Origin of the sequence: Niallia sp. M35 (assembly GCF_050971705.1) — a bacterium.
GTDB lineage: Bacteria > Bacillota > Bacilli > Bacillales > Cytobacillaceae > Niallia > Niallia circulans_A.
This window is the reverse complement of record NZ_JBPCEP010000017.1, coordinates 68,193-93,050: the sequence shown is the minus strand read 5'-3', so window position 1 is coordinate 93,050 and position 24,858 is coordinate 68,193. Positions and strand designations below refer to the sequence as shown.

At 35.5% G+C, this 24,858-nt stretch carries 28 protein-coding genes; 22 read left to right on the top strand and 6 right to left on the bottom strand.

What is annotated here, in order from left to right; genetic code table 11:
* Positions 1-86: 86 nt before the first annotated feature.
* Positions 87-854: a GNAT family N-acetyltransferase gene (locus NiCM35_RS21820; RefSeq protein WP_123257573.1), complete on the top strand. Its 768-nt coding sequence runs from the start codon at positions 87-89 to the stop codon at positions 852-854.
* Between the two features lie 93 nt (positions 855-947).
* Here the strand turns inward: NiCM35_RS21820 and NiCM35_RS21815 are convergent, their stop codons facing one another.
* The 3 genes from NiCM35_RS21815 to NiCM35_RS21805 all read right to left on the bottom strand — a co-directional run bounded on the left by NiCM35_RS21815 (position 948) and on the right by NiCM35_RS21805 (position 3,118).
* The gene (locus tag NiCM35_RS21815) at positions 948-1,724 is read right to left on the bottom strand and encodes a class I SAM-dependent methyltransferase (protein ID WP_433780753.1); all 777 of its coding nucleotides are present in this window, start codon (positions 1,722-1,724) and stop codon (positions 948-950) included.
* Between the two features lie 257 nt (positions 1,725-1,981).
* The gene (locus tag NiCM35_RS21810) at positions 1,982-2,761 is read right to left on the bottom strand and encodes a DUF7683 domain-containing protein (protein WP_123257575.1); all 780 of its coding nucleotides are present in this window, start codon (positions 2,759-2,761) and stop codon (positions 1,982-1,984) included.
* A gap of 207 nt (positions 2,762-2,968) precedes the next feature.
* A complete protein-coding gene (locus NiCM35_RS21805) occupies positions 2,969-3,118 on the bottom strand; it encodes a hypothetical protein (protein WP_163185526.1) in 150 nt (49 codons plus the stop codon).
* Between the two features lie 158 nt (positions 3,119-3,276).
* Here NiCM35_RS21805 and NiCM35_RS21800 point away from each other — a divergent pair, with 158 nt between their 5' ends.
* From NiCM35_RS21800 to NiCM35_RS21720, 17 genes are all read left to right on the top strand, one after another.
* Positions 3,277-3,534 carry a hypothetical protein gene (locus NiCM35_RS21800; protein WP_235850186.1) on the top strand — a complete coding sequence of 86 codons (258 nt, stop codon included), beginning with the start codon at positions 3,277-3,279 and terminating at the stop codon, positions 3,532-3,534.
* Between the two features lie 278 nt (positions 3,535-3,812).
* A complete protein-coding gene (locus NiCM35_RS21795) occupies positions 3,813-4,184 on the top strand; it encodes a GntR family transcriptional regulator (RefSeq protein ID WP_047940229.1) in 372 nt (123 codons plus the stop codon).
* 5 nt (positions 4,185-4,189) lie between these two features.
* Positions 4,190-5,056 carry an ABC transporter ATP-binding protein gene (locus NiCM35_RS21790; RefSeq protein ID WP_095328393.1) on the top strand — a complete coding sequence of 289 codons (867 nt, stop codon included), beginning with the start codon at positions 4,190-4,192 and terminating at the stop codon, positions 5,054-5,056.
* The gene (locus NiCM35_RS21785; RefSeq protein WP_123257576.1) at positions 5,049-5,654 is read left to right on the top strand and encodes an ABC-2 transporter permease; all 606 of its coding nucleotides are present in this window, start codon (positions 5,049-5,051) and stop codon (positions 5,652-5,654) included. Before NiCM35_RS21790 ends, NiCM35_RS21785 begins: the two co-directional genes overlap by 8 nt.
* A 409-nt stretch (positions 5,655-6,063) precedes the next feature.
* Complete coding sequence (locus tag NiCM35_RS21780) at positions 6,064-7,818, top strand: sigma-54-dependent Fis family transcriptional regulator (RefSeq protein WP_341122840.1); 1,755 nt, start codon at positions 6,064-6,066, stop codon at positions 7,816-7,818.
* Between the two features lie 350 nt (positions 7,819-8,168).
* On the top strand, positions 8,169-9,134 hold the full coding sequence (locus NiCM35_RS21775; protein WP_433780752.1) for a thiamine pyrophosphate-dependent dehydrogenase E1 component subunit alpha: 966 nt from the start codon (positions 8,169-8,171) through the stop codon (positions 9,132-9,134).
* 23 nt (positions 9,135-9,157) lie between these two features.
* A complete protein-coding gene (locus NiCM35_RS21770; protein ID WP_095328397.1) occupies positions 9,158-10,189 on the top strand; it encodes an alpha-ketoacid dehydrogenase subunit beta in 1,032 nt (343 codons plus the stop codon).
* A gap of 14 nt (positions 10,190-10,203) precedes the next feature.
* Positions 10,204-11,442 (top strand): dihydrolipoamide acetyltransferase family protein, encoded by a 1,239-nt coding sequence (locus NiCM35_RS21765; RefSeq protein ID WP_163185548.1) that lies wholly within the window; start codon positions 10,204-10,206, stop codon positions 11,440-11,442.
* Between the two features lie 253 nt (positions 11,443-11,695).
* Positions 11,696-13,096: a dihydrolipoyl dehydrogenase gene (gene lpdA / locus NiCM35_RS21760; RefSeq protein ID WP_163185544.1), complete on the top strand. Its 1,401-nt coding sequence runs from the start codon at positions 11,696-11,698 to the stop codon at positions 13,094-13,096.
* 260 nt (positions 13,097-13,356) lie between these two features.
* Positions 13,357-13,677: a HesB/IscA family protein gene (locus NiCM35_RS21755; RefSeq protein WP_095328400.1), complete on the top strand. Its 321-nt coding sequence runs from the start codon at positions 13,357-13,359 to the stop codon at positions 13,675-13,677.
* A 370-nt stretch (positions 13,678-14,047) separates the two neighbouring features.
* Positions 14,048-14,437 (top strand): VOC family protein, encoded by a 390-nt coding sequence (locus NiCM35_RS21750; protein WP_095328401.1) that lies wholly within the window; start codon positions 14,048-14,050, stop codon positions 14,435-14,437.
* A gap of 12 nt (positions 14,438-14,449) precedes the next feature.
* A complete protein-coding gene (locus NiCM35_RS21745; protein ID WP_164463627.1) occupies positions 14,450-14,611 on the top strand; it encodes a hypothetical protein in 162 nt (53 codons plus the stop codon).
* 497 nt (positions 14,612-15,108) lie between these two features.
* On the top strand, positions 15,109-15,624 hold the full coding sequence (locus NiCM35_RS21740; protein WP_171509583.1) for a GNAT family N-acetyltransferase: 516 nt from the start codon (positions 15,109-15,111) through the stop codon (positions 15,622-15,624).
* 253 nt (positions 15,625-15,877) lie between these two features.
* A complete protein-coding gene (locus tag NiCM35_RS21735; protein WP_095328404.1) occupies positions 15,878-16,354 on the top strand; it encodes a DUF2975 domain-containing protein in 477 nt (158 codons plus the stop codon).
* Positions 16,355-16,364: 10 nt separating this feature from the next.
* Positions 16,365-16,583 (top strand): helix-turn-helix domain-containing protein, encoded by a 219-nt coding sequence (locus tag NiCM35_RS21730; protein WP_095328405.1) that lies wholly within the window; start codon positions 16,365-16,367, stop codon positions 16,581-16,583.
* An 86-nt stretch (positions 16,584-16,669) separates the two neighbouring features.
* Positions 16,670-17,425, top strand: a complete 756-nt coding sequence (gene uppS, locus NiCM35_RS21725) for an undecaprenyl pyrophosphate synthase (RefSeq protein WP_123259501.1) — start codon at positions 16,670-16,672, stop codon at positions 17,423-17,425.
* Positions 17,426-17,552: 127 nt separating this feature from the next.
* On the top strand, positions 17,553-18,149 hold the full coding sequence (locus tag NiCM35_RS21720; protein ID WP_095328407.1) for a class I SAM-dependent DNA methyltransferase: 597 nt from the start codon (positions 17,553-17,555) through the stop codon (positions 18,147-18,149).
* A gap of 22 nt (positions 18,150-18,171) precedes the next feature.
* Here NiCM35_RS21720 and NiCM35_RS21715 read toward each other — a convergent pair whose 3' ends face one another.
* Positions 18,172-18,357 (bottom strand): hypothetical protein, encoded by a 186-nt coding sequence (locus NiCM35_RS21715; protein WP_095328408.1) that lies wholly within the window; start codon positions 18,355-18,357, stop codon positions 18,172-18,174.
* Positions 18,358-18,945: 588 nt separating this feature from the next.
* On the opposite strand from NiCM35_RS21715, the gene NiCM35_RS21710 reads away from it, so the two are divergent.
* From NiCM35_RS21710 to NiCM35_RS21695, 4 genes are all read left to right on the top strand, one after another.
* Complete coding sequence (locus tag NiCM35_RS21710) at positions 18,946-20,466, top strand: NADH dehydrogenase subunit 5 (RefSeq protein WP_095328409.1); 1,521 nt, start codon at positions 18,946-18,948, stop codon at positions 20,464-20,466.
* Between the two features lie 16 nt (positions 20,467-20,482).
* Complete coding sequence (locus NiCM35_RS21705) at positions 20,483-23,107, top strand: DUF2309 domain-containing protein (protein ID WP_433780751.1); 2,625 nt, start codon at positions 20,483-20,485, stop codon at positions 23,105-23,107.
* A 13-nt stretch (positions 23,108-23,120) separates the two neighbouring features.
* The gene (locus NiCM35_RS21700) at positions 23,121-23,618 is read left to right on the top strand and encodes a carbonic anhydrase (RefSeq protein WP_095328411.1); all 498 of its coding nucleotides are present in this window, start codon (positions 23,121-23,123) and stop codon (positions 23,616-23,618) included.
* Positions 23,619-23,804: 186 nt separating this feature from the next.
* Complete coding sequence (locus NiCM35_RS21695) at positions 23,805-24,170, top strand: Na-translocating system protein MpsC family protein (protein WP_047940244.1); 366 nt, start codon at positions 23,805-23,807, stop codon at positions 24,168-24,170.
* 128 nt (positions 24,171-24,298) lie between these two features.
* Here NiCM35_RS21695 and NiCM35_RS21690 read toward each other — a convergent pair whose 3' ends face one another.
* Together NiCM35_RS21690 and NiCM35_RS21685 are read right to left on the bottom strand one after the other, a co-directional pair.
* Complete coding sequence (locus NiCM35_RS21690) at positions 24,299-24,502, bottom strand: helix-turn-helix transcriptional regulator (protein WP_095328412.1); 204 nt, start codon at positions 24,500-24,502, stop codon at positions 24,299-24,301.
* The gene (locus NiCM35_RS21685) at positions 24,503-24,808 is read right to left on the bottom strand and encodes a DUF2178 domain-containing protein (protein WP_123257586.1); all 306 of its coding nucleotides are present in this window, start codon (positions 24,806-24,808) and stop codon (positions 24,503-24,505) included.
* Positions 24,809-24,858: the final 50 nt, after the last annotated feature.

Sequence of the window (24,858 nt, the reverse complement as noted above, 5' to 3'; positions counted from 1 at the left end):
AAGGAAGATATAGATTTCAGGTATTGATTAAAGAATTCATCATTATGATGACATAGAGATAATTATTTTGCAAAAGGTGTTGTAATATGATTAAGGTACCAATAGATCAGTATTCTATAATAAAAAAAGAGATTAGGGAAGCTCCAACATTTGCCCATAGTATATTAGATTTCATGATAGAGGGTACTGTATACAGTGATTGTACGAATTATAATTCATTGCTTTTTCAAGCAGCTTCAGGCTTGTTTTTTGTGACAGGTAGTCCTTCGAACGAGCTATTTATGGAGCATTTAATTGATATTTTTGAGAAAACAGTTTTAAAGGGTAATAGATTTACGTTATTTTCCAATGAAATCGTATGGGAGCAGGCAATAGAGAAGTTTCTAAATAAGCGAGTAAGAAGAATCGAACGTATTGCTTATTCCTTTGATTTACCAACATATATTAATAGAACAACAATAGCTAGTCCGTATGATGTCTATCGAATTAATTCTTGCTTAATTGAAAATAGTTTAGAATTCAATGAAAAATATTATGAGGAGTATTGGGATTCTAAAGAGAATTTTCTTCAAAACGGAATTGGTTTTTGTGTGAAAGATAAAAATCGGATAATTGGGGAAGCGGTTTCTATTTTTAAATCTAATAACTATGCAGAAATAGATATAATAACAGAACCAGCGTACAGAGGAAAAGGGGTTGCAAGTCTTGTTTCGCAACGATTTATAGATTATTGTCTTTCTATCAATATTCATCCGCGATGGGATTGTGATGTTGATAATCGTGCATCCGCATATTTAGCTAATAAATTTGGGTTTACCAATCCTAAAAAATACGCTATTTATATAAAAGCATAGTTGTGAAAATAATATTTCTACACATAATAGAGTTTTGCCAGCCAGCTATTCAAAGAGAGCGAGGAAAACCTTCTGTTTCCTCGCTAGACTCTATTATTCTTTCACGCCAATTATTCGAATCCTTTTATAGTCAGCCATCCATTTTCCATCAATATATAAAGTATCCTTTACATTTCTTTCAACCTTTGCAATGATTTCGTTCTTAGCTTCTGTTGGAATATTATGAAACAGTTGGCTTCCAAACATGTTAATCCAATTTCTTAAGCCATTTTCCCCAATTAAGGGAGTTGGTCGATCAAAGTGTTGTGCAAAGGTAACCCGGAATCCGACTTTTTCCATTAAATTTGAATACTCCCCGACACTTGGGTAAAACCAAGGGAAATGCTCTGCGCTGAACGGGAATCCTGCTTGCTTTATTTGCTGTATCACTTCATTTGTTATTGTTTCTACATTGCCTTTTCCGCCAAATTCAGCAACAAATCTTCCACCTTGTTTTAAACATTGGTAAATACCTTTTAATGCTTGGATTGGAGGGTGTACCCAATGGAGAGTGGCATTAGAGAATACAGCATCAAACTCATTTAGATAATCCAAGCTTGTAGCATCACGAACCATAAAAGTTAGACTAGGGTATTTATTAAGAGCTTGGTTTATCATATTTTCTGATTTATCAATACCTAATATTTCTACCCCATATTTGTGGATGGTATTTGTTAAATCTCCTGTCCCACAGCCAAGGTCAAGAATTTTCTCTCCTTGCTTTGGAGCTAATAGCTCGACTAAATTATTTCCGAATTTTGAAACAAAGGAATGTTTATTATCATATAAACTTGCATTCCAATTATCGGTTTCACTTTGATAGCTTCCCATTCTCCCACTCTCCTTATGTATATATTTGTAAGTAGAATTATAATGGAAAAAAGGGATAAAGGGAATTATAAAATAAGTATTTAACAACGAAAGTTATGAATAGGGAAGCTAATATGGATGTACTTTTGATGATGTTTTTCCAAGTTGAAAATGGCGATGGATTTAGAATAGAATAACGGTGACTGAAAAGGAGATAAATTATAAGAAAAGAAACGGGCATTAAAAAGAGGAAAACGTCGAATTCCTCTTCTTATGGCTTAATAGCCAGCCCAAAGACTATAGGCATATTTGTTTATGTTCATGGTGTGTTGCAAATGTTTTTGGAAAAAATCCAATTGTCCTTCGTTGATATCAAAAGTTCCAACAATGGGATGTTCGCTTGATAAATTAAAAATGCTTCGATACTCAGCAAGTGGAATAGCTGGAAGTTGTTCTTCTCCTACAATTATCATGGAGGGATCGTTGATTTCATACCATTGTACTTGCCTGATCGTTTCTTCCTCGGAAAAATAGTATGGTGATTGAAATGCTTCCACATAAAGTCCGTTCCTTGTCGCATAATCGATAGCAGATGGGCAATTAACGTAAGAACCTATGTACATATAGTAATCCCATCCAAAATGCACAAAGAATTTATCTTTAGCATATAACTGACATTCTAGGAAATTTCGCAATACCATTTTGCAAATAAGGCGTATTTCATTCCTCTCTATAAGCATGTCTTCTTGTAGCACTAACTGATCGAATGCAGCTTCATATAAGGAAGCGGTTAAATCTCTTTCTGAGACTTCCTGTTTTGTTAGGTTTAAAATTCTTAATGAATGAATCCCGCTTTCTTCCAAGAATTTCATAACAGCCTCAACATAAGCATTCTCGACTTGAAGATATTCATCTAAAGTGAATTTTTTACCGTTAATGATCTCTCCAATCTGGGTAGGGGAAGTCCATTCCTCCGTTAAGGTAAAGTAGCCATTTTCATCCCGAAACGCTGGATTGTATTTTGTCACACGCCACTGATATTTTATGTGATTAATCATCCTGCACCTCCTCAAATAATTATTATCATAACAGTAAAGACAATGAAAAGTTATTTATTAGTTACTAATATATAGCCTTTTCTTAAAAGGAATAAACAACAGGAAAGGAAATAACTCTTCCTTTAACAGCAAATGACAGACCAAGCTGTGTTATTTGGTCTGTCATTTGGATATAATTTCTCTGTTAAAAATTGAAACTTCCTTATCCTATTTCTGTTTTTTGCCGGTTTTAGCTGCTTCTCTATTTGGAACAGATTGAGGGGAATGATGTTTTTCACTTCCACCATTTGGCGGCCCATATGTATGAGCATCATCCGTAATTTTGGCACCTTCTAGAAAATTATCCTTAGTTTTCATGTATTTCACCTCCGTTTGTAGTATGTGTCTTGTCTAAAATATTATTTATTTGCTGGGAATCCACTTAGTATTAACAGAGTTTTCTTGTCCTGTTGAGTGAAACTAATACCATTCTGAATCGTATATATAGATAACAATGGGAAGACAGGAGTGAGAGTATGATGGAGATAGTTTTATCAATAGTAGCTGTAATCATACTTGTTATTTCAGTAATTAGCGTGATTAAACAAAGAAAAAAAGCAGGTGTAACTGGATTTAAAAGTATGTTGACACCAATTTCCTTTTTTCTTATAAGTATAAACTGCTTATTAGCCATTTGGTTTAAGTATATGGGACTTGCTGTTTGGCTCATTAATGTAGTTTTGTTATTGCTGGCAGCTTATTGCACAAAATATTTGCCGGAAACTAAAAAATGAACGGGAACTACGGCCGAGCAATTTTTTACAAAGAGCTTATGTTGATAATCTAATTATCGCATAAGCTCTTTTTTTCCTTTATTCACTTAGATAACAAGAAAATTCATTTTTGGAATAGCCTAAATATAGATGTTTAAAAATTCGCTAATCCTTAGTAAATAATCTTATAACATAAATAATGTAAATGGTGGTTGCACTATATAGTAACTTTGTATATAATGTGTATATAGTATATATACATTATATTAAGTGTGAAAGATAAAAGAAGAGGGATAAGCATGCAAATAATTATTTCAAACAGTTCAAAGGAGCCGATTTATGAACAAATTACCAATCAAATTAAGTCGTCTATCTTAGCAGGGGAACTAAAGGAAGGAACAGCGCTGCCTTCCATACGCAACTTAGCTAAAGACTTGCAGATAAGTGTGATTACAACAAAACGAGCATATGAAGAATTGGAGAAAGCTGGTTTTATTTACTCGATTGTTGGTAAAGGGTCGTTTGTGGCTGAGCAGAATTTAGATGTAATCAGGGAGAAGAAATTGAAGGTTATTGAAGAACAGCTAAGTGCTGTTATCGCCAATAGTAAAGAAATCGGCTTGCCGTATGAGGATTTACTGCAGTTATTCAATATTTTGTATGAGGAGTGAGAAGAATGGAAAATGTGGTAGAGCTAAGGAATGCCACGAAGAAATTCAAGGGTTTTTCTGTCAATAATATAAATTTAGAAGTGAAAAAAGGCTTTATAACGGGTTTTATTGGCGAAAATGGAGCTGGGAAATCAACTACGATTAAGATGATGATGAATTTATTAAAGCCAGATGCTGGCCAAGTGAAACTCTTTGGATTAGATTATCAAACACATGAAAAGGCAATCAAGGAACGGATTGGCTTTGTATATGATGGCAATGTATTTTTTGAAGGACTGAACTTAATCGATATAAAACGCATTGTGGGACCTGCATACAAGCAGTGGGATGATAGATTATTTTATCATTATGTAGAAAAATTTGAGTTACCACTAAAAAAAGCTATTAAGACTTTTTCAAAAGGAATGCAGATGAAGGCATCTTTAGCAATCGCTTTATCCCATCATGCCGAATTAATCATTATGGACGAACCTACAGCAGGCTTGGATCCTATCTTTAGGAGAGAACTGTTGAATCTGTTACAAGAGTTAATGGTCGATGGCAATCGTACTCTGTTTTTCTCCACTCATATTACTACAGATTTAGATCGTATTGCCGATTATATTGCCTTCATACAAAGAGGAGAATTGATTTTTAATCAATCAACACTGGATATCACAGAGAACTATGCAGTTGTTAAGGGAGGGCTGGATTTACTGGATAGAGACACAGAAAAAAGCTTTGTTCATCTAAATCGTGGTCCAACGGGGTTTGTGGCATTAACAGATGATCGAAAAGAAGTGGAACAGGTATTTGGTGAGAGTGTTGTGATCGAACATGCGACATTAGAAGATATTATGTACTACACAAAAGGAGGAATGCAATATGTTTAATTTAATAAGACGTGATGCAATCCTTCAGAAAAGGCAACTCTTAGTATTTATCCCTTTTATCATATTTTTTATTGTGATGAATTTAGACTCTGTTTACATTTTTCTCGTCGCTAGTATTTTTATCCCGTTTAATGCATATGCATATGATGAAAAAGCAGAGACAAATATATTATTAAATTCCTTACCTTATACACGAAAGGAAATCATTGCATCACGCTATATTGGGGCAATTGTGTATATGTTAGCATCTATTCTACTAACAAGTGCAGCCTTGTTTCTTTTTAATAAACCATTTACACTTACAGATATTGTCGTTGGGAGTGGTTTTTTCTTGCTGTTTGCTGCTTTCACCTTTCCATTGTTCTATATGCTTAAGCCTGGCTATATTACAACAGTGGTTATTATCAGTTTTCTTGTATTATCAGCCATAGGCCCTAGAATCGTTACCTTTCTAGGGGAACATTTAACCAGCATAACAGGTTTTATTATCAATTTATCCCTTCCAACTTTATATACAGGAGCGACCATTTTTATTCTTGTTGTCTATTTAGCCTCATGGGGAGTGGCGACAGTGATTTACCAGCGAAAAGTGTTTTAATATAAATCCCTTCAATATCCAACAAAAATGTAGGTACAGCACTATAACAGACTGAAAAACTGGAGAAGCCAGTAAGTGAAAGAGAAGTTATCCATCAGTGGGGGAAACGAAAGTCTCCATTGATGGGAATTTCTCTCTTTTTTTCAATATAGATTGCTCTATACCTACAAGCTAATGTTTTGTAAGGTTCCAAAATGTCCATTAGAAGCTTGAAAGGAAATTGCGATATTAATAATCAATTGGATCAGAGATCACTCTTGAAATAAGAAAATTTTTTGGGTAAGACAAATCCCTTTTTAAAATGTAAAGAAGTTACCAAGAGTAAGAACGGAAACCTTTTACTAAAAAAGTACTCCTGTTATAATACAAATAAAGATTCTATGTAATAACTAGAATAAGGGGGATACTTATGACTGGTAAAATAGATACAAAGGAAGTGTGGACTCGGTTTATTCAAGAAGGATCTTTAGAACCAGCAAATTTAACACCAGAGATTGAAGAATCTTGGCATCTTTGTCGGCAAAAAGGCTTGAACCCACATGATGGAATAACTGATTGTATCTTGACCCCAGAGGAATTCGAAGAAAGATTGGTAGAAAATGAATTATTGATTACTTTAGCTAAGCAAAATGTTAAGCGTTTACAAAAGTTTCTGCGAGGCTGGCGTTTTGTTATTATTTTAACGGATAGAGATGGGTACATATTATATAAAGAAGGGGAAAGTTCAATTAACATTGCAGCAGAAACGATCCGATTCAAAGAAGGAGCAAAATGGGGAGAAATAGAAGTAGGAACAAATGCAATTGGTCTCGCGGCAAGATATAAAAAACCCATGATGGTTAGAGGGTATGAACATTTTTCGAAAGCATCCCAACAATGGAATTGTTCCGCCGCACCAATTTTTAACCAGCATAAAGAAATGATAGGAGTTTTGAATGTATCTAGTCTCTATCAATCTATTAACCAGCCATATGTGTTAGCATGTGTTAAGCTTATTGCGGATTCCATTTCACTTGATTGGAAAAAAAAGATGCACGAGGATATGGAGTTTTTGCTGCGAACAACTTTCCAAAGCACTGGACAATACATTGTTTGTACCATTGATAAATACATTTGTGCCCTTCCAAAAAATCTTCAGCAAAAATATCAAAAGTGGATTGGCACATCATTAAGTCGATTCGCGCAAGAGACTGGCGCAGTATCTGCTGTACATATCCCAATTATGCACCAACATCGACTCATTGGATATCGAATACCTCTCCGTGCGGAAACAAGCTTTGTTTTAAATGGAAGTAGAGGAGTAAGCGAAAGTTATAAGCAAGTGATGGAATCTATTAAAAATGTCGCACCCACAGATACTACGGTGCATTTAATAGGAGAAACAGGAGTTGGCAAAAAATTTCTTGCGAGTTGTATTCATGAAAATAGCCCAAAATCCACGTCCCCTTTTTATAAATTACACTGTTCGATGCTAACTAAGGATATTCTTCAAAGATTTCTTTCTACAGATTTGCAACGTTTGACTAAGAAAAAGCATCAAGTGGTTGAGGAAGCAACGATTTTTTTGGAAGAGATAGGAGAACTGTCGATTTCCTCTCAGCAAATGCTGTTAACCATCTTACAGGAAAAGGAAAGGGAACATCATAAATCTTATCGTTTTATCACATCTTCCACGAAAGATATCCGTGATCTAGTAGAGCAGGGGATAATAGATCAGGATTTATTCTACTATATTTATGCCTATCCCATTTATCTTACTCCTTTGCGTGAACGAAACGAAGATATAAATGCTTTGATTGATTACTATTGTGACAAAAACAATTGGCATCCGGAGTGGAGGATAAATTGGAAATTACTATTTTCAAAGGGACAATGGTATGGAAATGTTCGCGAATTATATAATGCTCTCGATCGATGCAGAATTTTATATAAAGAGGTTGCGCCAACTGAAGAACAGTTGTATGAGCAAGTAATGATCGCGGAAAAACATATGCAAAAATCGTACTATAGAAAGGATCCGAAGACTAAATTTGAAATTCAGGCAATTACAAACGCATTAAAAAAACATCATGGAAATGTATCAGAGGCAATAAAAGAACTAAATATGTCTCGTGCAACACTATATAGAAAAATAAAAAAATATCAACTAAAAAATTTTTTATAAATGTTCACATTCTCAGTTTGGGAAATAGTGAGACAAAAGTGAGACAAAATTACATGATTGGAGAATAAATAAGACAACCGAAATGGTGGTCTTTCACATTCTCCAATCTTTTTTTTGTTTAATGATAAACAGGTTTTTGCAAAGTAATTATTGACTAAGAAAATGTGCGTCTTTTTTTATATAAAATGATGGTGAGAAAAGTGAGAAATAATGAGAAAATTCGTCTCATTTTAGTAGGCGGAAAAGGTGTTGGATGTTGAATTATCAAGGTTTTAAGCGCTTTCAAAAAATAAAAATATGTTGTATCATCGAAGTGTGTTAATACTGGAATATAGAATGGAGGAAAGAAAATGAAGAAAGAAACTGCTTATTGGGCCTATACGAAAATGAATGAAATTAGAAAGTTTGAAGATCAAGTTCATAAGATCTTTTCAACCGGGGCTATCCCAGGTTTTGTTCACTTGTATGCAGGAGAAGAAGCAATTGCTGTTGGTGTATGTGCACATTTAACGAATAAAGATTATATAACGAGTACACATAGAGGTCATGGTCATTGTTTGGCTAAAGGCTGTGATTTAAATAGTATGATGGCAGAGATTTTTGGAAAAGAAACAGGGATATGCAAAGGCAAAGGAGGTTCTATGCATATTGCTGACCTTGACGTTGGCATGTTAGGGGCTAATGGCATTGTTGGTGGAGGATTCCCCCTTGCAGCTGGTGCCGCTTTAACAGCCTATGTTGAGGGAACAGATAGCGTAACTGTCTGCTTTTCTGGAGATGGTTCTAATAATCATGGAACATTTCATGAAGCAATAAACATCGCTTCTATCTTAAAGCTGCCTGTTGTTTTTGTAGTAGAAAATAACGGTTTCGGGGAAGCCACTCCATATCATTATTCTACTTCCTGTAAACAAATTATTGATCGTGCAACTGGCTATAGTATTCCAGGAGTAAGAGTTGATGGAAAAGACTTAGTAGCTGTTTATAATGCTGCTAAAGATGCAGTGGAACGAGCTAGAAATGGAGAAGGTCCTACTCTTATTGAAGCGGTTACGTATCGAAATTATGGTCACTTTGAAGGAGATGCCCAAAAGTATAAATCGGAAACAGATCGTGAGAAGTGGCCAGTAGATAAAGACTGTATCGAAATCTTTAAATCGTATGCTTTTGCGAATGACTTGTTAACGGAAAAAGAAGTGGAACAGATTGAGAACGAAGTGGAAAAGGCAGTGGACAATGCAGTAGAATTTGCAAAAAATAGTAAACAGCCTGACCCATCCATGTTATTAGAAGATGTGTATGTCAACTACAAATAATAAAAGAATGAGGTGAAGGAAGAATGGGAAGAAAGATTACATTTTCACAAGCTATCAATGAAGCAATGGATATTGCTATGGAGAGAGATAATAAAGTTATCTTAATTGGAGAAGATGTTGCGGGTGGTGCAACTGTTGACCACTTACAAGACGAAGAAGCATGGGGTGGCGTTTTTGGTGTTACCAAGGGATTAGCAAATAAATATGGCCGTAAAAGAGTTATCGATATGCCGATTGCGGAAGCTGGATATATGGGAGCAGCTGTAGCATCAGCAGTTACTGGTTTACGTCCGATTTCAGAATTAATGTTTAACGACTTTATTGGAAGCTGTTTAGATGAAGTGCTTAATCAGGGAGCGAAAATGCGTTATATGTTTGGTGGAAAAGCAAGAGTGCCTTTAACTATTCGTACAAACCATGGCGCTGGTGCAAGTGCGGCCGCACAGCATTCCCAGACTTTATATGGTATGTTTACCGCTATTCCAGGTTTGAAGGTAGTTGTGCCATCTAATCCATATGATGCAAAAGGTTTATTACTTTCAGCAATTGAAGACGATGATTTAGTTGTATTCTTTGAAGATAAAACCCTTTATAGCATGAAAGGGGAAGTGCCGGAGGGATACTATACCATTCCGCTTGGAAAAGCAGAAGTGAAGAGAGCAGGTAGTGATCTTACCATTGTGGCAATTGGAAAAATGGTCCATGTTGCGATGGAAGCAGCAGATATTTTAGCAAGTAAAGGAGTGGAAGTGGAAGTAATCGATCCACGTTCATTATCTCCACTGGAAGAAGAACCAATTTTAGATTCTGTCGAAAAAACTGGAAGGCTAATTATTGTCGATGAAGCAAATCCACGCTGTAGTGTAGCAACCGATATTGCAGCACTTGTCGCTAATAAAGGATTTGATTATTTAGATGCTCCAATTAAAACAATAACGGCGCCACATACTCCAGTTCCATTTGCAACTAATTTAGAGCAATTATATATACCAAACGCAGAAAAAGTTGTCAATACGGCATATGAATTAATTAATGAATTAACTTTAGCTCGATAAGTGGAGGTGAAAATATGTCAACTGCTATTGTGATGCCGAAATTAGGAATGACCATGAAAGAAGGCACCATTGTGGAGTGGTTAAAACAGCCTGGAGAATCCGTCACGGAAGGGGAAGGAGTGGCTGTTATTAGCTCAGAAAAACTTACAAGTGAAGTAGAGGCACCATCAGATGGAGTACTTCTTAAAATTATCGAAGACGTCGATAATGAAGTAGAAGTTGGAAAGCCAATTGGAATAATAGGTAATGAAAAGGAAGCGGAAAGTGAAAGTAATCATGATGTTAAGGAAGGAAAAGATTCAACGTTAGAGGAAAAAGAGCCGGCACAACAAGAGGCGGAAGTGAAAGTGAAAGATACAAATAAGCGAATTCGGATCTCTCCTGCTGCAAGAAAACTTGCCCAACAATTGCAAGTGGATACACAAAAAGTTACAGGAACAGGACCAAATAATCGAATCACGCGAAGAGATATTCAAGCATTTGCTGACAAGCGTGGAGAAGAAAAAGTACCAACAAAACCAAAAGTGGAGCAAGAAACTGCAACTGTTGTACAACCAACAGGCGTAAACGGTGAAAAATTATCTGTTATGCGTCAAACCATTGCAAAACGAATGCAGCAAAGCCTGTTTACAACTGCACAATTAACATTGCATCGAAAAGCAGAAATTAATGCCCTGCTAGATTTTCAAAAGGATATTAAGAAACAAGTAATGGAAAGTGAACTTGATGTCCGATTAACTTTAACGGTGCTTATTGCCAGAGCCGTTACATTAAGCTTGCGTGATAAGTCCTTTATGAATACTCATTTAATTGATGACCAATTATATTTATTTGATGAGGTGCATTTAGGAATTGCCACATCTTTAGATGCCGGATTAGTCGTCCCGGTAGTAAAAAATGCAGAACGGCTTCCGCTCGGGGAATTAGCAAAAGCTATATCGTCTGTAACGGAAAAAGCAAGAAATGGACAATTACCAGGAAATGAACTAACGGGATCAACTTTTACTATTTCTAATTTAGGCCAACAGGGAATTGAATATTTTACCCCAGTCCTAAATACCCCTGAAACAGGAATTCTTGGTGTAGGAACATTTATCGACGAATTAAAACTAGAAAATGGAACAGTAAAAACAGTGAAAAAATTACCTTTAAGCTTAACGTTTGATCACCAAGTGCTTGATGGAGCACCAGCAGGAGATTTCTTGAACCGAGTTGTTTATTATCTAGAACATCCATATTTACTAGTGTTATAGATAAAAAGAGTGTAAAAAGTAGATAGGCACGCAAATGAAAAATGATTGCAGCTCTATACCTGTTAGGAAGCAATATTTATTGAGTGTTTGAGAAAATTTAAGAAGCGGAGCAGTGCGATTTTTCTCTGTGATCGTGCTGCTAACTTAAAAGACAAATTCAATATGATTGCTTTGGTTCGAAGCATGGATACTAATTGTCGGCAATAGCTCACCATTTTTCTGTTGCCTCTCTGTAGAAGGAAGGGAATCAAGAATGAAAAAATATGATGTCGTAGTCCTAGGTGGAGGTACGGGAGGGTATGTAGCAGCAATACGTGCCTCTCAAAAAGGAAAGACAGTTGCAGTAATAGAAAAGGATAAGCTCGGTGGAACTTGTCTTCACCGTGGCTGTATTCCAAGTAAAGCATTATTGCGTACAGCAGAAGTATTTACTACATTTAAAAATGCTGCAAGCTTTGGGGTAGAAGTAAGTGGAAATATAGCAGTGAATTTTCAAAAAGCGCAAAAAAGAAAAGAAATGATTGTGCGCCAATTAGAAGCTGGAATAAAAGGATTGATGGCGAAAGGGAAAATTGATGTCTATGAAGGGACCGGTTTCTTTCACTCTAATTCCATTTTAAAAATCACTGATCGAGCAGGAAAAGAAACAAGTATTGAAGCAAAAAATACAATTATTGCGACAGGTTCCAAACCAAGATCCTTGCCAGGCCTAACATTAGATGAAAAGCAAGTTCTTTCATCAGATGGGGCGCTGTCACTTAAAGAATTACCTAAAAGCATCATCATTATTGGTGGAGGGGTTATTGGCATGGAATGGGCCTCTTTACTTAATGATTTCGGTGTAAAAGTTACAGTTTTAGAATATAGTCCGCGAATTGTCCCGACAGAAGATGAGGACATTTCACAAGAATTACAAAAAATTTATACAAAGAAAAAAGTACAGATTGTAACCAATGCTTTAGTTGATGCAAAGAGTTGTAGATTAACAGAAAAAGGGGTGCAAATTAGCGCCGAAGTAAATGGAAAAAAAGACATCTTTTCCGCAGAAAAACTGCTTGTCTCCGTTGGAAGAAGTCCTGTAGTGGAGGGAATTGGTTTAGAAAATACCGCAATTAAACTGGAAAAAGGCGCAATCGTTGTAGATGAAAATTGTCGTACACATGATCATAAAATATTTGCAATTGGAGATTGTATCCCAACACTTCAATTAGCCCATGTTGCCATGCATGAGGGTATTCTCGCAGTGGATACAATTGTCGGGGAAGAAACATATTTGATTCCGTATGAACAAATACCCCGTTGTATTTATACCGCACCGGAAATTGCAAGTGTAGGGATATCTGAAGCAACAGCTAAAGAAAGAGGATATGAAGTCAAAGTTGGATATTTTCCGTTCCAAGCAATTGGAAAAGCACTTGTTCATGGAGAGAAAGAGGGGTTTACCAAGATAATTGCCGATAAGAATACAGATGACATTCTTGGGATAACGATTATTGGGCCACATGCTACAGATTTAATTGGCGAAGCTGCATTAGGTCAAATGCTCGAAGCAACTCCTTGGGAAATTGCCCATACCGTTCATGCCCATCCAACCTTATCAGAAGTATTAGGAGAAGCTGCTTTGGCAGTAGATGGTCTATCACTTCATATGTAATGACAATTGGCTAATTTGTACGATTTGTGTAGATAATATCGATCGTAATTAGCCATTAACCTGTGCAGAATAGTGTCTGCACAGGTATCATATCGTTTGCGGATTGTGAAAAAAAGAAAAGTAACATTAAAACAATGGTTTCCACTCTTTCTAGCTACTGAAAGCAGAATTTTTGCAAGAAACCATGTCATCCGTTAAGCTGAAAGTAAGTTTATTTCCATTCTTATATATATAAGAATGTTACAAAGGCAGGAGATGGCATGATGAAGGTTACAATCACCGATGCAGCTGTTGAGAAATTCCGTAGCTATGAAGTTCCTGAGGGTGCAGTTTATCGATTAAGTACCATTTTTAGTGGCGGCTGCAGCTATGTTTACAATTTTGATTTAGCGGTTGATTTTCCACAAGAAGAGGATAAGGCATTTGAGGATAATGGTTTAACGATTTATTTAGATCCATTAACGATTAAGCATATTAATGAAGATTTAAAGTTCGACTATGTGCAGGGAAAAGGCTTTCGTTTAATTGGACCAAGTGAAATTTATTCTTTCCATTTGGAAGTAAAGCAAAAAGCGAAATAAGGTTGAAAACCGATCAGGTCCTCACATTGGGTCTGATCTTTTTTGTTTAGCGCGATGAAACTAACCTCTCTATTTTCATATAAGGATATAAAGTGAGGGATTAGTTAATGGTTATGTATTTCTTGATGCTATCGTTAGGAATCATTATTCTATTGTTTTAATGTGTTGAACATTAAATTTATATAGTTAAAATAATTTAGTAATTTCTATTCTAACTTTTATTCTTTTCGGTATATACTTATTTAGAGGAATAGTGTCGCAGTACTTTTTAAGTTGATATACCATTATAAATGGAATTATTTATGAACAAAGCATTAGATAAGAATGAACCATCATTTCGTTTTATAATAATAAAAAGGAAGTGAATCGCTTGATTAAATACGAATCCCTTCATCATGTAAGTCTTACTGTAACCGATTTAAAAAAGGCTAAACACTTTTATGAGAAAATATTATGCCTAAAAGAACTTCCCCGCCCTAATTTTGATTTTCCTGGTGCCTGGTACCAAATACAGGATCAGCAACTTCATTTAATTGTCTATCCAAATTCCCAGACAATTCGCAAAGATAAATCGATAAACAGTCGGGAAGGGCACTTTGCTCTCCGAGTTGAAAATTATTATGATACGCGTAGTTGGTTAAAGAAGCATAACGTGGAATTTTTAGAAAAGCCTTATGGAATAAGCGGATTTGCCCAAATATTCTGTGCAGACCCAGATGGTAATTTGATTGAACTGAATGTGGATCAGAAAGATTTATAAGGACAAAATGCCATGAAAATAGATAATGGGAAACAAAGAAAAATACAAGCTAAATATAGAGAATTACAAAATGAAGATAATAAAAAAGATAATATTACGGAAAAGATTGCAATTGTTTTTAGTTTGCTCTTTCTACTTATTATGTTTTTGAATGTGTTTATAAAGTCATTTTAAAATGTATTGCCCATCAGTAATCTGTACATTAAATAGAAAGAAATAGGGTGAATTAATTTATCCCTATTTCTTTCTATTTAAAAAGCAAACATCACTATGATAGATGTTAAAACAAATAAACATAATAATCCAACAAATAAATAGGCCGATATTTTTACAAACTTTGGAAAAGAGTTAATGTTATAGTTTGTAACTCCTATTTGGTCGCCTGTTGCTTTTGCAAATGAGCAAATTCTTTAGGTACAAAAATTTCATCGTCATTTGAGAAATCAGCGTCATTCTTCTGTGTTTCATGTGTTTTTATTGTCCTCACCACTTTTCGTTCCTATTTTATCTTTTTGTCATTACTTCAAACTTGTATGGATTATTATGACTTAATTATATCGTTATTTCCTTTTAATTGGAAATTTTTCTGTATTATCTTCTGATAACAGTGACTAAGAAATCTGATTCTTCTCAATCAGTAAAAGGAAATAGCATGGAGGCGGGGGATTTTAATGGAATTAGTAAGACCATCAAAGAAATATAGCAAACAATTAATGGAATATAGATCAGCTTTTTTACAAATAGAAGAACAGCCATATGGTGGAAGCTCTTTGCAAAATTATACAGATTTTCATGAATGGCTTAATAAAGTAAACAGCCAGGAAAAAGGTGAAAACCTCCCACCTAATCGGGTTCCTGCCACTCAATTTTTAAGCATAAAGAATGGGGAATTAATGGGACTTATTAATATCCGCCATCGATTAACACCAGAACTATTGATGGAGAGTGGGCATGTTGGCTATAGTATCCATCCAGCCAAACGAAGGAAAGGGTATGCGACAGAACAACTGCGACTTAGTTTACTAGAAGCAAAAAAGCTTGGTTTAAATAAAGTGCTAGTAACCTGCGATAAAGAAAATACCGCTTCTGCTAAAACGATTCAAAAAGTTGGGGGAGTGTTAGAGAATGAAGTAATTTCCACAGATGGGAAGGAGATTGTTCAGCGGTATTGGATTGAAATTAGGTAAAGTTATATAACCGAATAAAAAATTTAGCAAACTACATTGCAGTCCATTTAGTAATTGATTGGACTGTTTTTTTTGATAGGAACAATTTTATTAAAAAGAACCGAATCGTATTTAGGAGTATATATACCTTTATAAATATATGTTCAACCTGTTTATCAATAAAAAAAGTATAAAAATGAATAAAAATTTATTGTAAAACGATAAAACATGTGGTAAATTTCAATAAGATAATAAATAGAAGAGGTGTTTTTTTATGAAAAGAGGAACTACCCTTTTTTTAAGGGTTGCTGTTGTTCTTATTGGAATTCCAGTTCTTGCTTTAGGATTATGGGGAATGTATGGCTTGGCTAAAAACCCAGTAAATCCAGATTATGCACATATACTATATCCGCTTGTATTGGGAATCTATCTATCTGCAATCCCATTTTATATGGCACTTTATCAGGCTTTTAGACTTTTGGGGAATATTGATAGGAATGAAGCATTCTCTGAGATGTCTGTTAAGGCATTAAGCCATATAAAGAAAGATGCAATCAGCATTAGTATCTTATACGTTCTAATGACGCCTTTTATTTTTCTCTTAGCTCAGACAGACGATGCTCCAGGTCTTATCCTATTTGGAATGATTCCGATTTTTGCTTCCATTGTAATTGCGGTTTTTGCAGCTGTTCTTCAAAAGCTTTTACAACAAGCGATTGATATAAAATCAGAAAATGAGTTAACAGTCTGAGGTGAATGAAATGGCAATTGTAATTAATATTGATGTGATGTTAGCAAAAAGGAAAATGAGTGTAACTGAACTTTCAGAGAAGGTTGGAATCACAATGGCGAATCTATCTATTTTAAAAAATGGAAAAGCAAAGGCTATTCGACTTTCAACACTAGAGGGGATATGCAAAGCTCTAGAATGTCAACCAGGAGATATTTTAGAATATCGTAAGAGCCAAGAAAATGAATAAGTAAAATTGCAAAGGCTATTTGAAAAGTATTGTGACGTATTTTCTAACATAGAGAAATTAAAAACATTTCGGAAGGAGGGAAAGGAATGAAACTACCTTTTTTCAGCAAGAAACAAGCAGCAGTATCCGACCTTTTTCTGAACGAAACGATACCGGAACATGTTGCCATCATTATGGATGGAAACGGACGCTGGGCAAAGAAAAGAGGAATGCCTAGAATTGCTGGTCATAAAGAAGGGATATCAACTGTAGTGAAAATTGTAAAGACCGCCGTTAAATGGAAGGTAAAGGTTCTTACGCTATATACATTTTCTACAGAAAATTGGAAACGACCAAAGACAGAGGTTGAGTTCATATTGAGGCTTCCTAAAGAGTTTCTATCTATATATCTACCAGATCTGATAGCTAGTAATGTTCGCATAGAATTAATAGGAGATATCGAAAAGCTTCCAGCTCATACCCGTGAAGCTGTTGAGGACGCAATCGAACGTACGCGTGGTAATGACGGACTTTTGCTGAATTTTGCGCTTAACTATGGAAGCAGACAAGAGATTTTACATGCGATGAAAGAGATATTTTTGGATATTAACAATGATGAATTTTCGCTACAGGAATTGGATGAACAGAAGTTTTCAGACTATCTATATACAGCTGGTATGAAGGAACCAGACCTCCTTATTCGAACAGGTGGAGAAAAGCGAATAAGTAATTTCCTCCTATGGCAGCTGGCGTACACAGAATTTTGGTTTACTGATGTATTATGGCCAGATTTTTCGGAGAAGGAATTTCTATATGCGTTGGAAGATTTCTGTAAACGAAAAAGACGCTATGGTGGATTATAGGTGGAAGGAATATATTGTGGTAATAAATAACGATTATGCTATTGGGAATTATATAAAAAGTGCAACCTCAAATAATACTTTGTTATATTGATATAATGAATAATCGATAAAGTAGGGAGACTGGAAAATGGAAACGAATGTTTTTGAACAGCTGGCCAAAAGATATGATACAGAAGATAGAAGAGAATTAGCTAATGTGATTGTGAAGGAAGTAAGAAGAGAACTTGAAAACAGTACATCTCTATCTTTAATGGACTATGGGAGCGGAACTGGTCTCGTTAGTTTAGAATTATCGGATTTGGTAGCTTCGATTTTGTTAGTAGATTCATCCGAACAGATGCTGGAGGTTGCCCAAGCAAAAATAGCTAATAGAGGAATTATGAATGCAGATATCCTATATTCTGATTTTACGCAAGACACTCCGAAACATAAGGCAGACGTTATTTTAATGTCATTAGTTCTTCTTCATATCCCAAATACTAAGAAGATTTTACAAGCGTTATTCCAAATTTTAAATCAGGATGGCAAATTAATTATCATCGACTTTGAAAAAAATGATAAAATAAACCATCCAAAAGTGCATAACGGTTTTACAGAGGAAGAATTAAATGAAATATTGTCGGAAGTAGGTTTTCGTTCATCAAAAAGGAAAACATTTTATCAAGGTAATCGTATTTTTATGAATCAAGATGCTTCTTTGTTTATTTCCAGCAGTATAAAGTGAGTTTCAGATGTGGAAGCATCGGCTAAATAGTTTCTCTCTTTTCCTGTTCTGCTTCGTGATATTCGTCTGGCAGATCACTAAGGTAGAGAACGTTGCTTAAAAGTTTAATATCACTATGTATTTGCTTTTTAAGTTGTGCATCTTCACATTTATAATAATCAGCCATTAAACGTTTGATTTCGTTACAAATAAGTTCGATTCGGAGCATGATACCGATCCCTTCGAGTATGATAGACTATACTAATTATGTACCAATTTACTAATGAATGAAAGTGTTAAGTGTTATTTAGTTGGTAGAAGATAAAAAAGAAGTCGTATCCGAACGTGAATCAAGTTTTAGCATGATCGGATGAATTACCTTCTCTCCTTTCCCATGAATTAATTTGATTTTTCTTCGCAGATTAGGCTTTCTTATTGACAAATATAAAAATTTGACATATCTTATAGTTAGTTTCATACTTAGTTATAAATTAATTTTCGCTTAAAAATTAAGACTTTAGCATTCTTTTAATAATGATATTGACTGAATGAAAAAGTAACTTAATAAAGTAAGGAAAAGTGATTTGATAAATAAGTATCCTAAATTATTGTACGAATGTCTTTTATTAATTAAATGAAAATATAAAACCAAATAGAGGTAGCTCTTCAAACAATTCGATGTAATTAGTTGAAGAGAAGCCGACAATTTTTTGAGTTCTCATGATTTGCAGATCATGGTGAATTTAAAAGATTGTCGGCTTTTTTATTGGAAAAATGAAAGGTTTTTTGAAGTAAGTTAGTTAAAGGAGTTTTTAAAATGTTTCTTTTGCACAGTATGCCATCATTACTGTTAGTGTTTTTTATGATGATTATTGTTTCGATGCTGAGTGGACTATTATTTTTGCATCAAAAAGTGCCATTAAGCTATGTAAGGATTCATATCTGGATTGTGTCTTTACCGCCTTTGTTCGCTTTAATCGCGCTTGCGAATCCGAATGGAGCAGAAAATGCAGGTCCTTTTCATATGGATTCCTTGGCTTGGCTGATGACTTTTTTTGTTCTTGTCATTGGTTTAATTGTTCAACGTTTTTCAATCCGCTATTTAATGGGAGATCGATCTTATCGTAAGTATTTTACCCTTTTCACTTTTACCACAACTGCCGCTTCCATTGCTTGGCTAAGTGGAGATCTGCGATGGTTGGTTCTATTCTGGGGAGTAACGCTAGCAGGATTAACCTTACTTATAAGATTAAATAATGGCTGGAAAGTAGCTACTGAGGCTTCTAAATTATCTGGTTATCATTTTTTAATCGGTTGGGTGTCCTTGTTATTGGCAGCAGTTTGGTTATCTCACAGTACTGATTCTTGGCAATTATCAACCGCACTATCGATTGAAAATCTAGCTGGAATTTCGGCATGGGAAAGAACTGGAATTAATTTATTGATTGTCCTAGCGGTTATCATTCCAGCAGCCCAATGGCCTTTCCAAAGATGGTTAGTAGAGTCTGTTGTGGCACCAACACCTGTTTCAGCGATAATGCATGCAGGAATTGTCAATGCAGGTGGAATCATGCTTACTCGTTTTTCTCCACTATTTAATGGCGATTTAGCTTCCACTATTTTATTACTAATATTTGCCGGGATATCTGTCTTGGTTGGTACAGGAATTAGTTTAGTACAAGTTGACTATAAACGTCAGTTAGTTGGCTCGACGATTGGACAAATGGGTTTCATGCTCATTCAGTGTGCCTTAGGTGCCTATGTTGCTGCCATTATCCACCTTATTCTACATGGTTTATTCAAAGCGACGCTATTTTTACAGTCGGGTTCAGCAGTGCGACGAAAGGAAGAGTCTAGTTACAGAAAAACACAGCCCGCTTTTTTATGGACGATCGCAGGGTGGATTTTAAGTTTTGCTGTGGGGCTAGTTTTTTGGCTTCAAGCACCAAGAGAAGGCTATCAAATAATTAGTGCGTTAATTTTAGTTTGGTCTATTTCTATTTCTTGGCGACAGCTTGTTGCTTTTGGAGAAGGGAGCATTGGCCGGATTGCTGGTTTAATTTTTGTAGGAGGAACCGCTGCTATTTATTCTTTTATTCATCATTTTTTCTATGACATATTACAGACTGCTGTTTTCCAAGGTTCGCAGCCGCCATTAGCTGTTGTTCTTATCGTTGGTTGTCTTTTATTAGTTGGCACTGTAATAGGGGCGATCGCTGCTAGAAATCGTTCGTCCATCTTCTTTACTGTCCTATATCTTTGGTTAGTGCGATTAGGAGAAGCAAAGCCAAAAGCAGTAGAAAGTCATCCGAGCTATCTAAAACAACAATTACCATAAAAGGAGGTAATGTGTGATGAGTATTACATCTGTATTAACAAAAGCTAGTTCAAATAAAAAAAATATACCAGATAATTTTGTAGAAAGCGATATTAGTAGTTACATTGAAGCTGCCAGCAAAGTAATTGCGCCGCTTTGGCCAATTTCTACGTTCGCAGCCCGTCATCCGTGGATGGGACTTGAAAAACAAACCTTTGATCAAGTGGCAGATTGGTTAAAACAGACTCGTGATGTTGATATTTATCCTAGTGCCTCTATGATCCTTTCAGCGAAAAAAAAGGGAGAGATTAAAGAGGTATTTGTTAAACAAGGTCTTAAACAATGGCTTGCATCAAATCCCTTTAATATCCCACAAGATGTGGCAGAGCGTTTTTGCCATGCGGCATTAAATTTGGAACCCATTCCATCCAGCTTGCTCACATCTTATGAATTAAAGAAAAAAGCAGAAGAATATAGGAAGCATCATACAGATTTTGCCCATTATTCGTCTGTGCAGCCAATCAGTTCACATCTACAAAGTAAAGATAAGGAAAGATTAATCAATATACTCGATTACCATGTTATTAAGTGGTGTAAATTATATCTTGATGAGTCGCAGGCTGCCTGGACAATGCCACATCGAGAGGAAGGTTTTTATCGTTCTTGGCGCCGGCTGATTTGTTATGATCCTGCCCTTACAAAAAAACAACGTGAAAGTTTAAAAAAGTGGCCAGAAGAGGCAGAAATAGCCTTGAATAAAGGATTAAATGCTCTTTCTATTCCTGAACCAGAAAAACAGAAATATCTTGAAGCACATTTAATATCTTTGCCTGGATGGGCAGGAATGATGCTCTGGCGTTCTAAACAATCGAGTGAGGAAAATAACCTGCTAACCGAATATTTAGCAGTAAGAATTTCCTTAGAATGGGTGCTTATCAATCCGCAGCTCCCTTTTATTCCGAAAAGCTACGAAAATAATCAGTCCATAGATGGTCTTTTAGCAGCTTTGATTCATTGGGGGAGTCTGTCATTAGAGGAATGGTCTCAGTTGTCTAGTGCACAACAACAAGAATACTTGTTATTTGCAGCAAAATTTGATGAGAAGCTTTGCAGAAAACTCTGGCTGGAAGCTTGGGAGCAAACACATGCTGAACAATTAAGTCAAAAAATTAGTGCGAAACAATTCAGTACAAACGATAAGGCAACAACATTAGCACAATTTGTATTCTGTATAGATGTTCGCTCCGAGCCATTTCGCCGTCAGCTTGAAAAAGAGGGACCATTTGAAACAATAGGAATGGCTGGTTTCTTTGGAGTACCGATAGCTACGAATAAATTAGGAAGCGAACACAGTCACCCATCCTTGCCAATTATGCAAAAGCCATTGCATAAAATCATGGAGAGTACGGATGAGAATGAACTTAAAGCCTTTCAACAACGTCAGCAGACCGTTCATTCCTTTAGCGATACTTTCAAATCGATGAAACAGAATTTACTTGCAAACTTACTATTACCAGAATTAAGTGGTCCTTGGCTAAGTCTCCAAATGGCAGCACGCAGTTTTGTCCCAAAAAGTGCCGATCGCTTCATTCATAATCTACGCAAAAATTGGCTGCGTAAACCAAATACAAAACTGGTTCTTAATCATGTTCATCAAACAGAGAACGGGATACCAATTGGGTTTACCGAGGAAGAGAAAGTTAATTATGCCCGCCAAGCATTAAAAATGATGGGGATAACAGAGAATTTCAGCCCGTTAGTTGTTATATGTGGACATGGAAGCCACAGTACTAATAATCCTTATGCATCTTCTCTTGATTGTGGTGCCTGTGGCGGGGCTTCAGGTGGATTCAACGCGCGAGTCTTAGCAACTTTGTGCAACCTGCCTGAAGTAAGAAGAGCATTGTCTTTAGAAGGAATAGACATTCCTAAGGAAACGGTTTTCGCAGCTGCTGAGCATAATACAACCGTTGATGAATTAGACTGGATTTATGTTCCAGAGCTTTCCAAATCAGCACAAGAGGCTTTTCGTCGGATTAAAGCCATTTTGCCAAAAGTAAGCAAACAGGCAAATACAGAGCGTTTAGCTAAAATACCGCATTTCCCATCCCAACGCAAAAATTCTCAGTCTGAGGCCTATTGCTTGGCAGAGGATTGGAGTGTGATCCGTCCCGAATGGGGCTTAGCTGGGAATGCAGCTTTTATAATTGGTCAACGTGATTTAACAAATGGCTGTGACTTGGAAGGAAGAGTCTTTCTTCATAACTATAATTGGCAGAAGGATGAAAGCGGAGAAATCTTAGATAATATTATTTCAGGTCCAGGAACGGTTACTCAATGGATAAATCTAGAATATTACGCATCAACAGTAGCTCCACATTATTATGGAAGTGGCAATAAGGCAACACAAACCGTAACAGCAGGTCTTGGTGTTATGCAGGGGAATGCGAGTGACTTATTAACGGGCTTACCGTGGCAATCTGTTATGCAATCAGATGAAGCTGCATTTCATTCACCACTTCGCTTACTGATTATAATTCAGGCACCAAAAAATTATGTAGAGCGATTATTGCAAACTAATGCTGCGTTTCAAGAAAAAGTCCAAAATGGCTGGGTTCGCTTAGCAAGTGTCAGCCCAGAAGGCGATTGGGAGAATTGGTAAAGGAGGGTTCGAGATGATTTTAGATAAGACAAAAAAAGTATTATTTTTGATGGATGTTAGAGATGGATTGGAATCAATTATAAAAGAGGAAACCAATATACAGCCTGAAAACATGTTAACTATAAAATGCTTTGGTCCTGTTATCTCCAATCCTTTTGGAGATATAATGAGGTCAATTATTATTGCTGTCTTTCAGGAAAAAGTAGAAGAAATTTTTGTTGTCGGAACAAGCAGTGAGGCCGATCGTTTTATTTCGATAGATGGACAATTTAAGTCAAGAATACAGACATTGGATTATCTGTTTCAAAATAGCATGCCTGAATTTACTGGTGAAACGATTAATGAATGGCTAAATGGAAAACAAAATACTGGTGACAATATCAAAAATTGTGTTAAGATGATTTGTCATCATCCATTAGTGCCACCAACGGTAAAAGTGCGAGGTTTACTGATTAATAATCAAGATGGAAAGTCTTCTGTTGTGGAAATAAATACAAATAAAACAGCTTAAAAATGTTGAAATATGCTAATGCTGATGGTGTTGCAAATCAGAATGGTATATATTCATTTCTATATAAGAGGTTTTAATCGATTTGTATTAATTTTAATAATAAAGGATGTTCAAGTGTTAAATCATCTTAGATGGCAAATATAGAAAAATTAGTTTTTATCTGTTTAATAGGGGATGCATAATAAAATGAAATTAACAAAAGGTGCTTGTGAAGCGGAAATAAGTAAAGCAATAACACAATGGGAAAAGGATTTCCTTGGTCGGGGATCCTTATCTGTTAAAACAGATATATTACGCGACATGATCATAGTGAATTTGCAGGGCATTCTAACCCCAGCGGAATATACGGTGTGTGAAACAAAAGAAGGACTATTAACCATTAAGAAAACACGCTCCGAATTAGTGGAATCAGGTGTTGAAGAACTAAAAAAATGTATATTAACCATTACGGGAGAGGAAGTAAAAAGCTTTCATACAGACTTAAGCTCTCGCACAGGTGAACGAGTGATGGTATTTAAATTATATAATAATGTTGAAAATCTCTTTGCGTAAAAGGTTATTATCAATTTTTTTAGAAGAAAATAAAGACATTTAATCAGTCTGCGCATAACTTCTACTTATCTTCTTTCATAAGAAGAATAAAAACCCGAATTGGGTTTTTATTCTTTTTAACTGCCTCATTATTTTATAACAGTGTCGTATATAAAAAGGTCGTCTACCGTTGTAGCCAATGCAACGGCTAAGCTAAATGCTAATTGTAAAGTGGGATCATATTTATCATTTTCAATTGCATTTATCGTTTGTCTTGTCACATTACATAGTTTTGCTAATTCTTCTTGAGATAATTTTGCCGATTTTCTTAATTCTCTAATACGATTTTTCATTTATCCACCATATTTCCTCTTAGATAATAATAATGAAATTAAATATATAACTGAAATTGTAACAAGAAAACTAAATGGTTTCATCCCCTCATAATGGCTGTTCGTCCAAGTTGTTACATAGATAGACTCCATAATCTCTAACAATAAAATCCCGATTACAACTACAAAGGTGTATGATTGTGCTCTCATTTTAATGTAATTTGCTCTTTCATCTCCTAATTTTGGTAATGACACAAGATTCGTTACAATTAATAGAATACATATCGCTAAAATAATAAGTAATAAAGCAACTATCCAATTCATCATTCCATCTCCTTTATTAAAATGTAAAAAGCATTTTACATATTAATTTTATC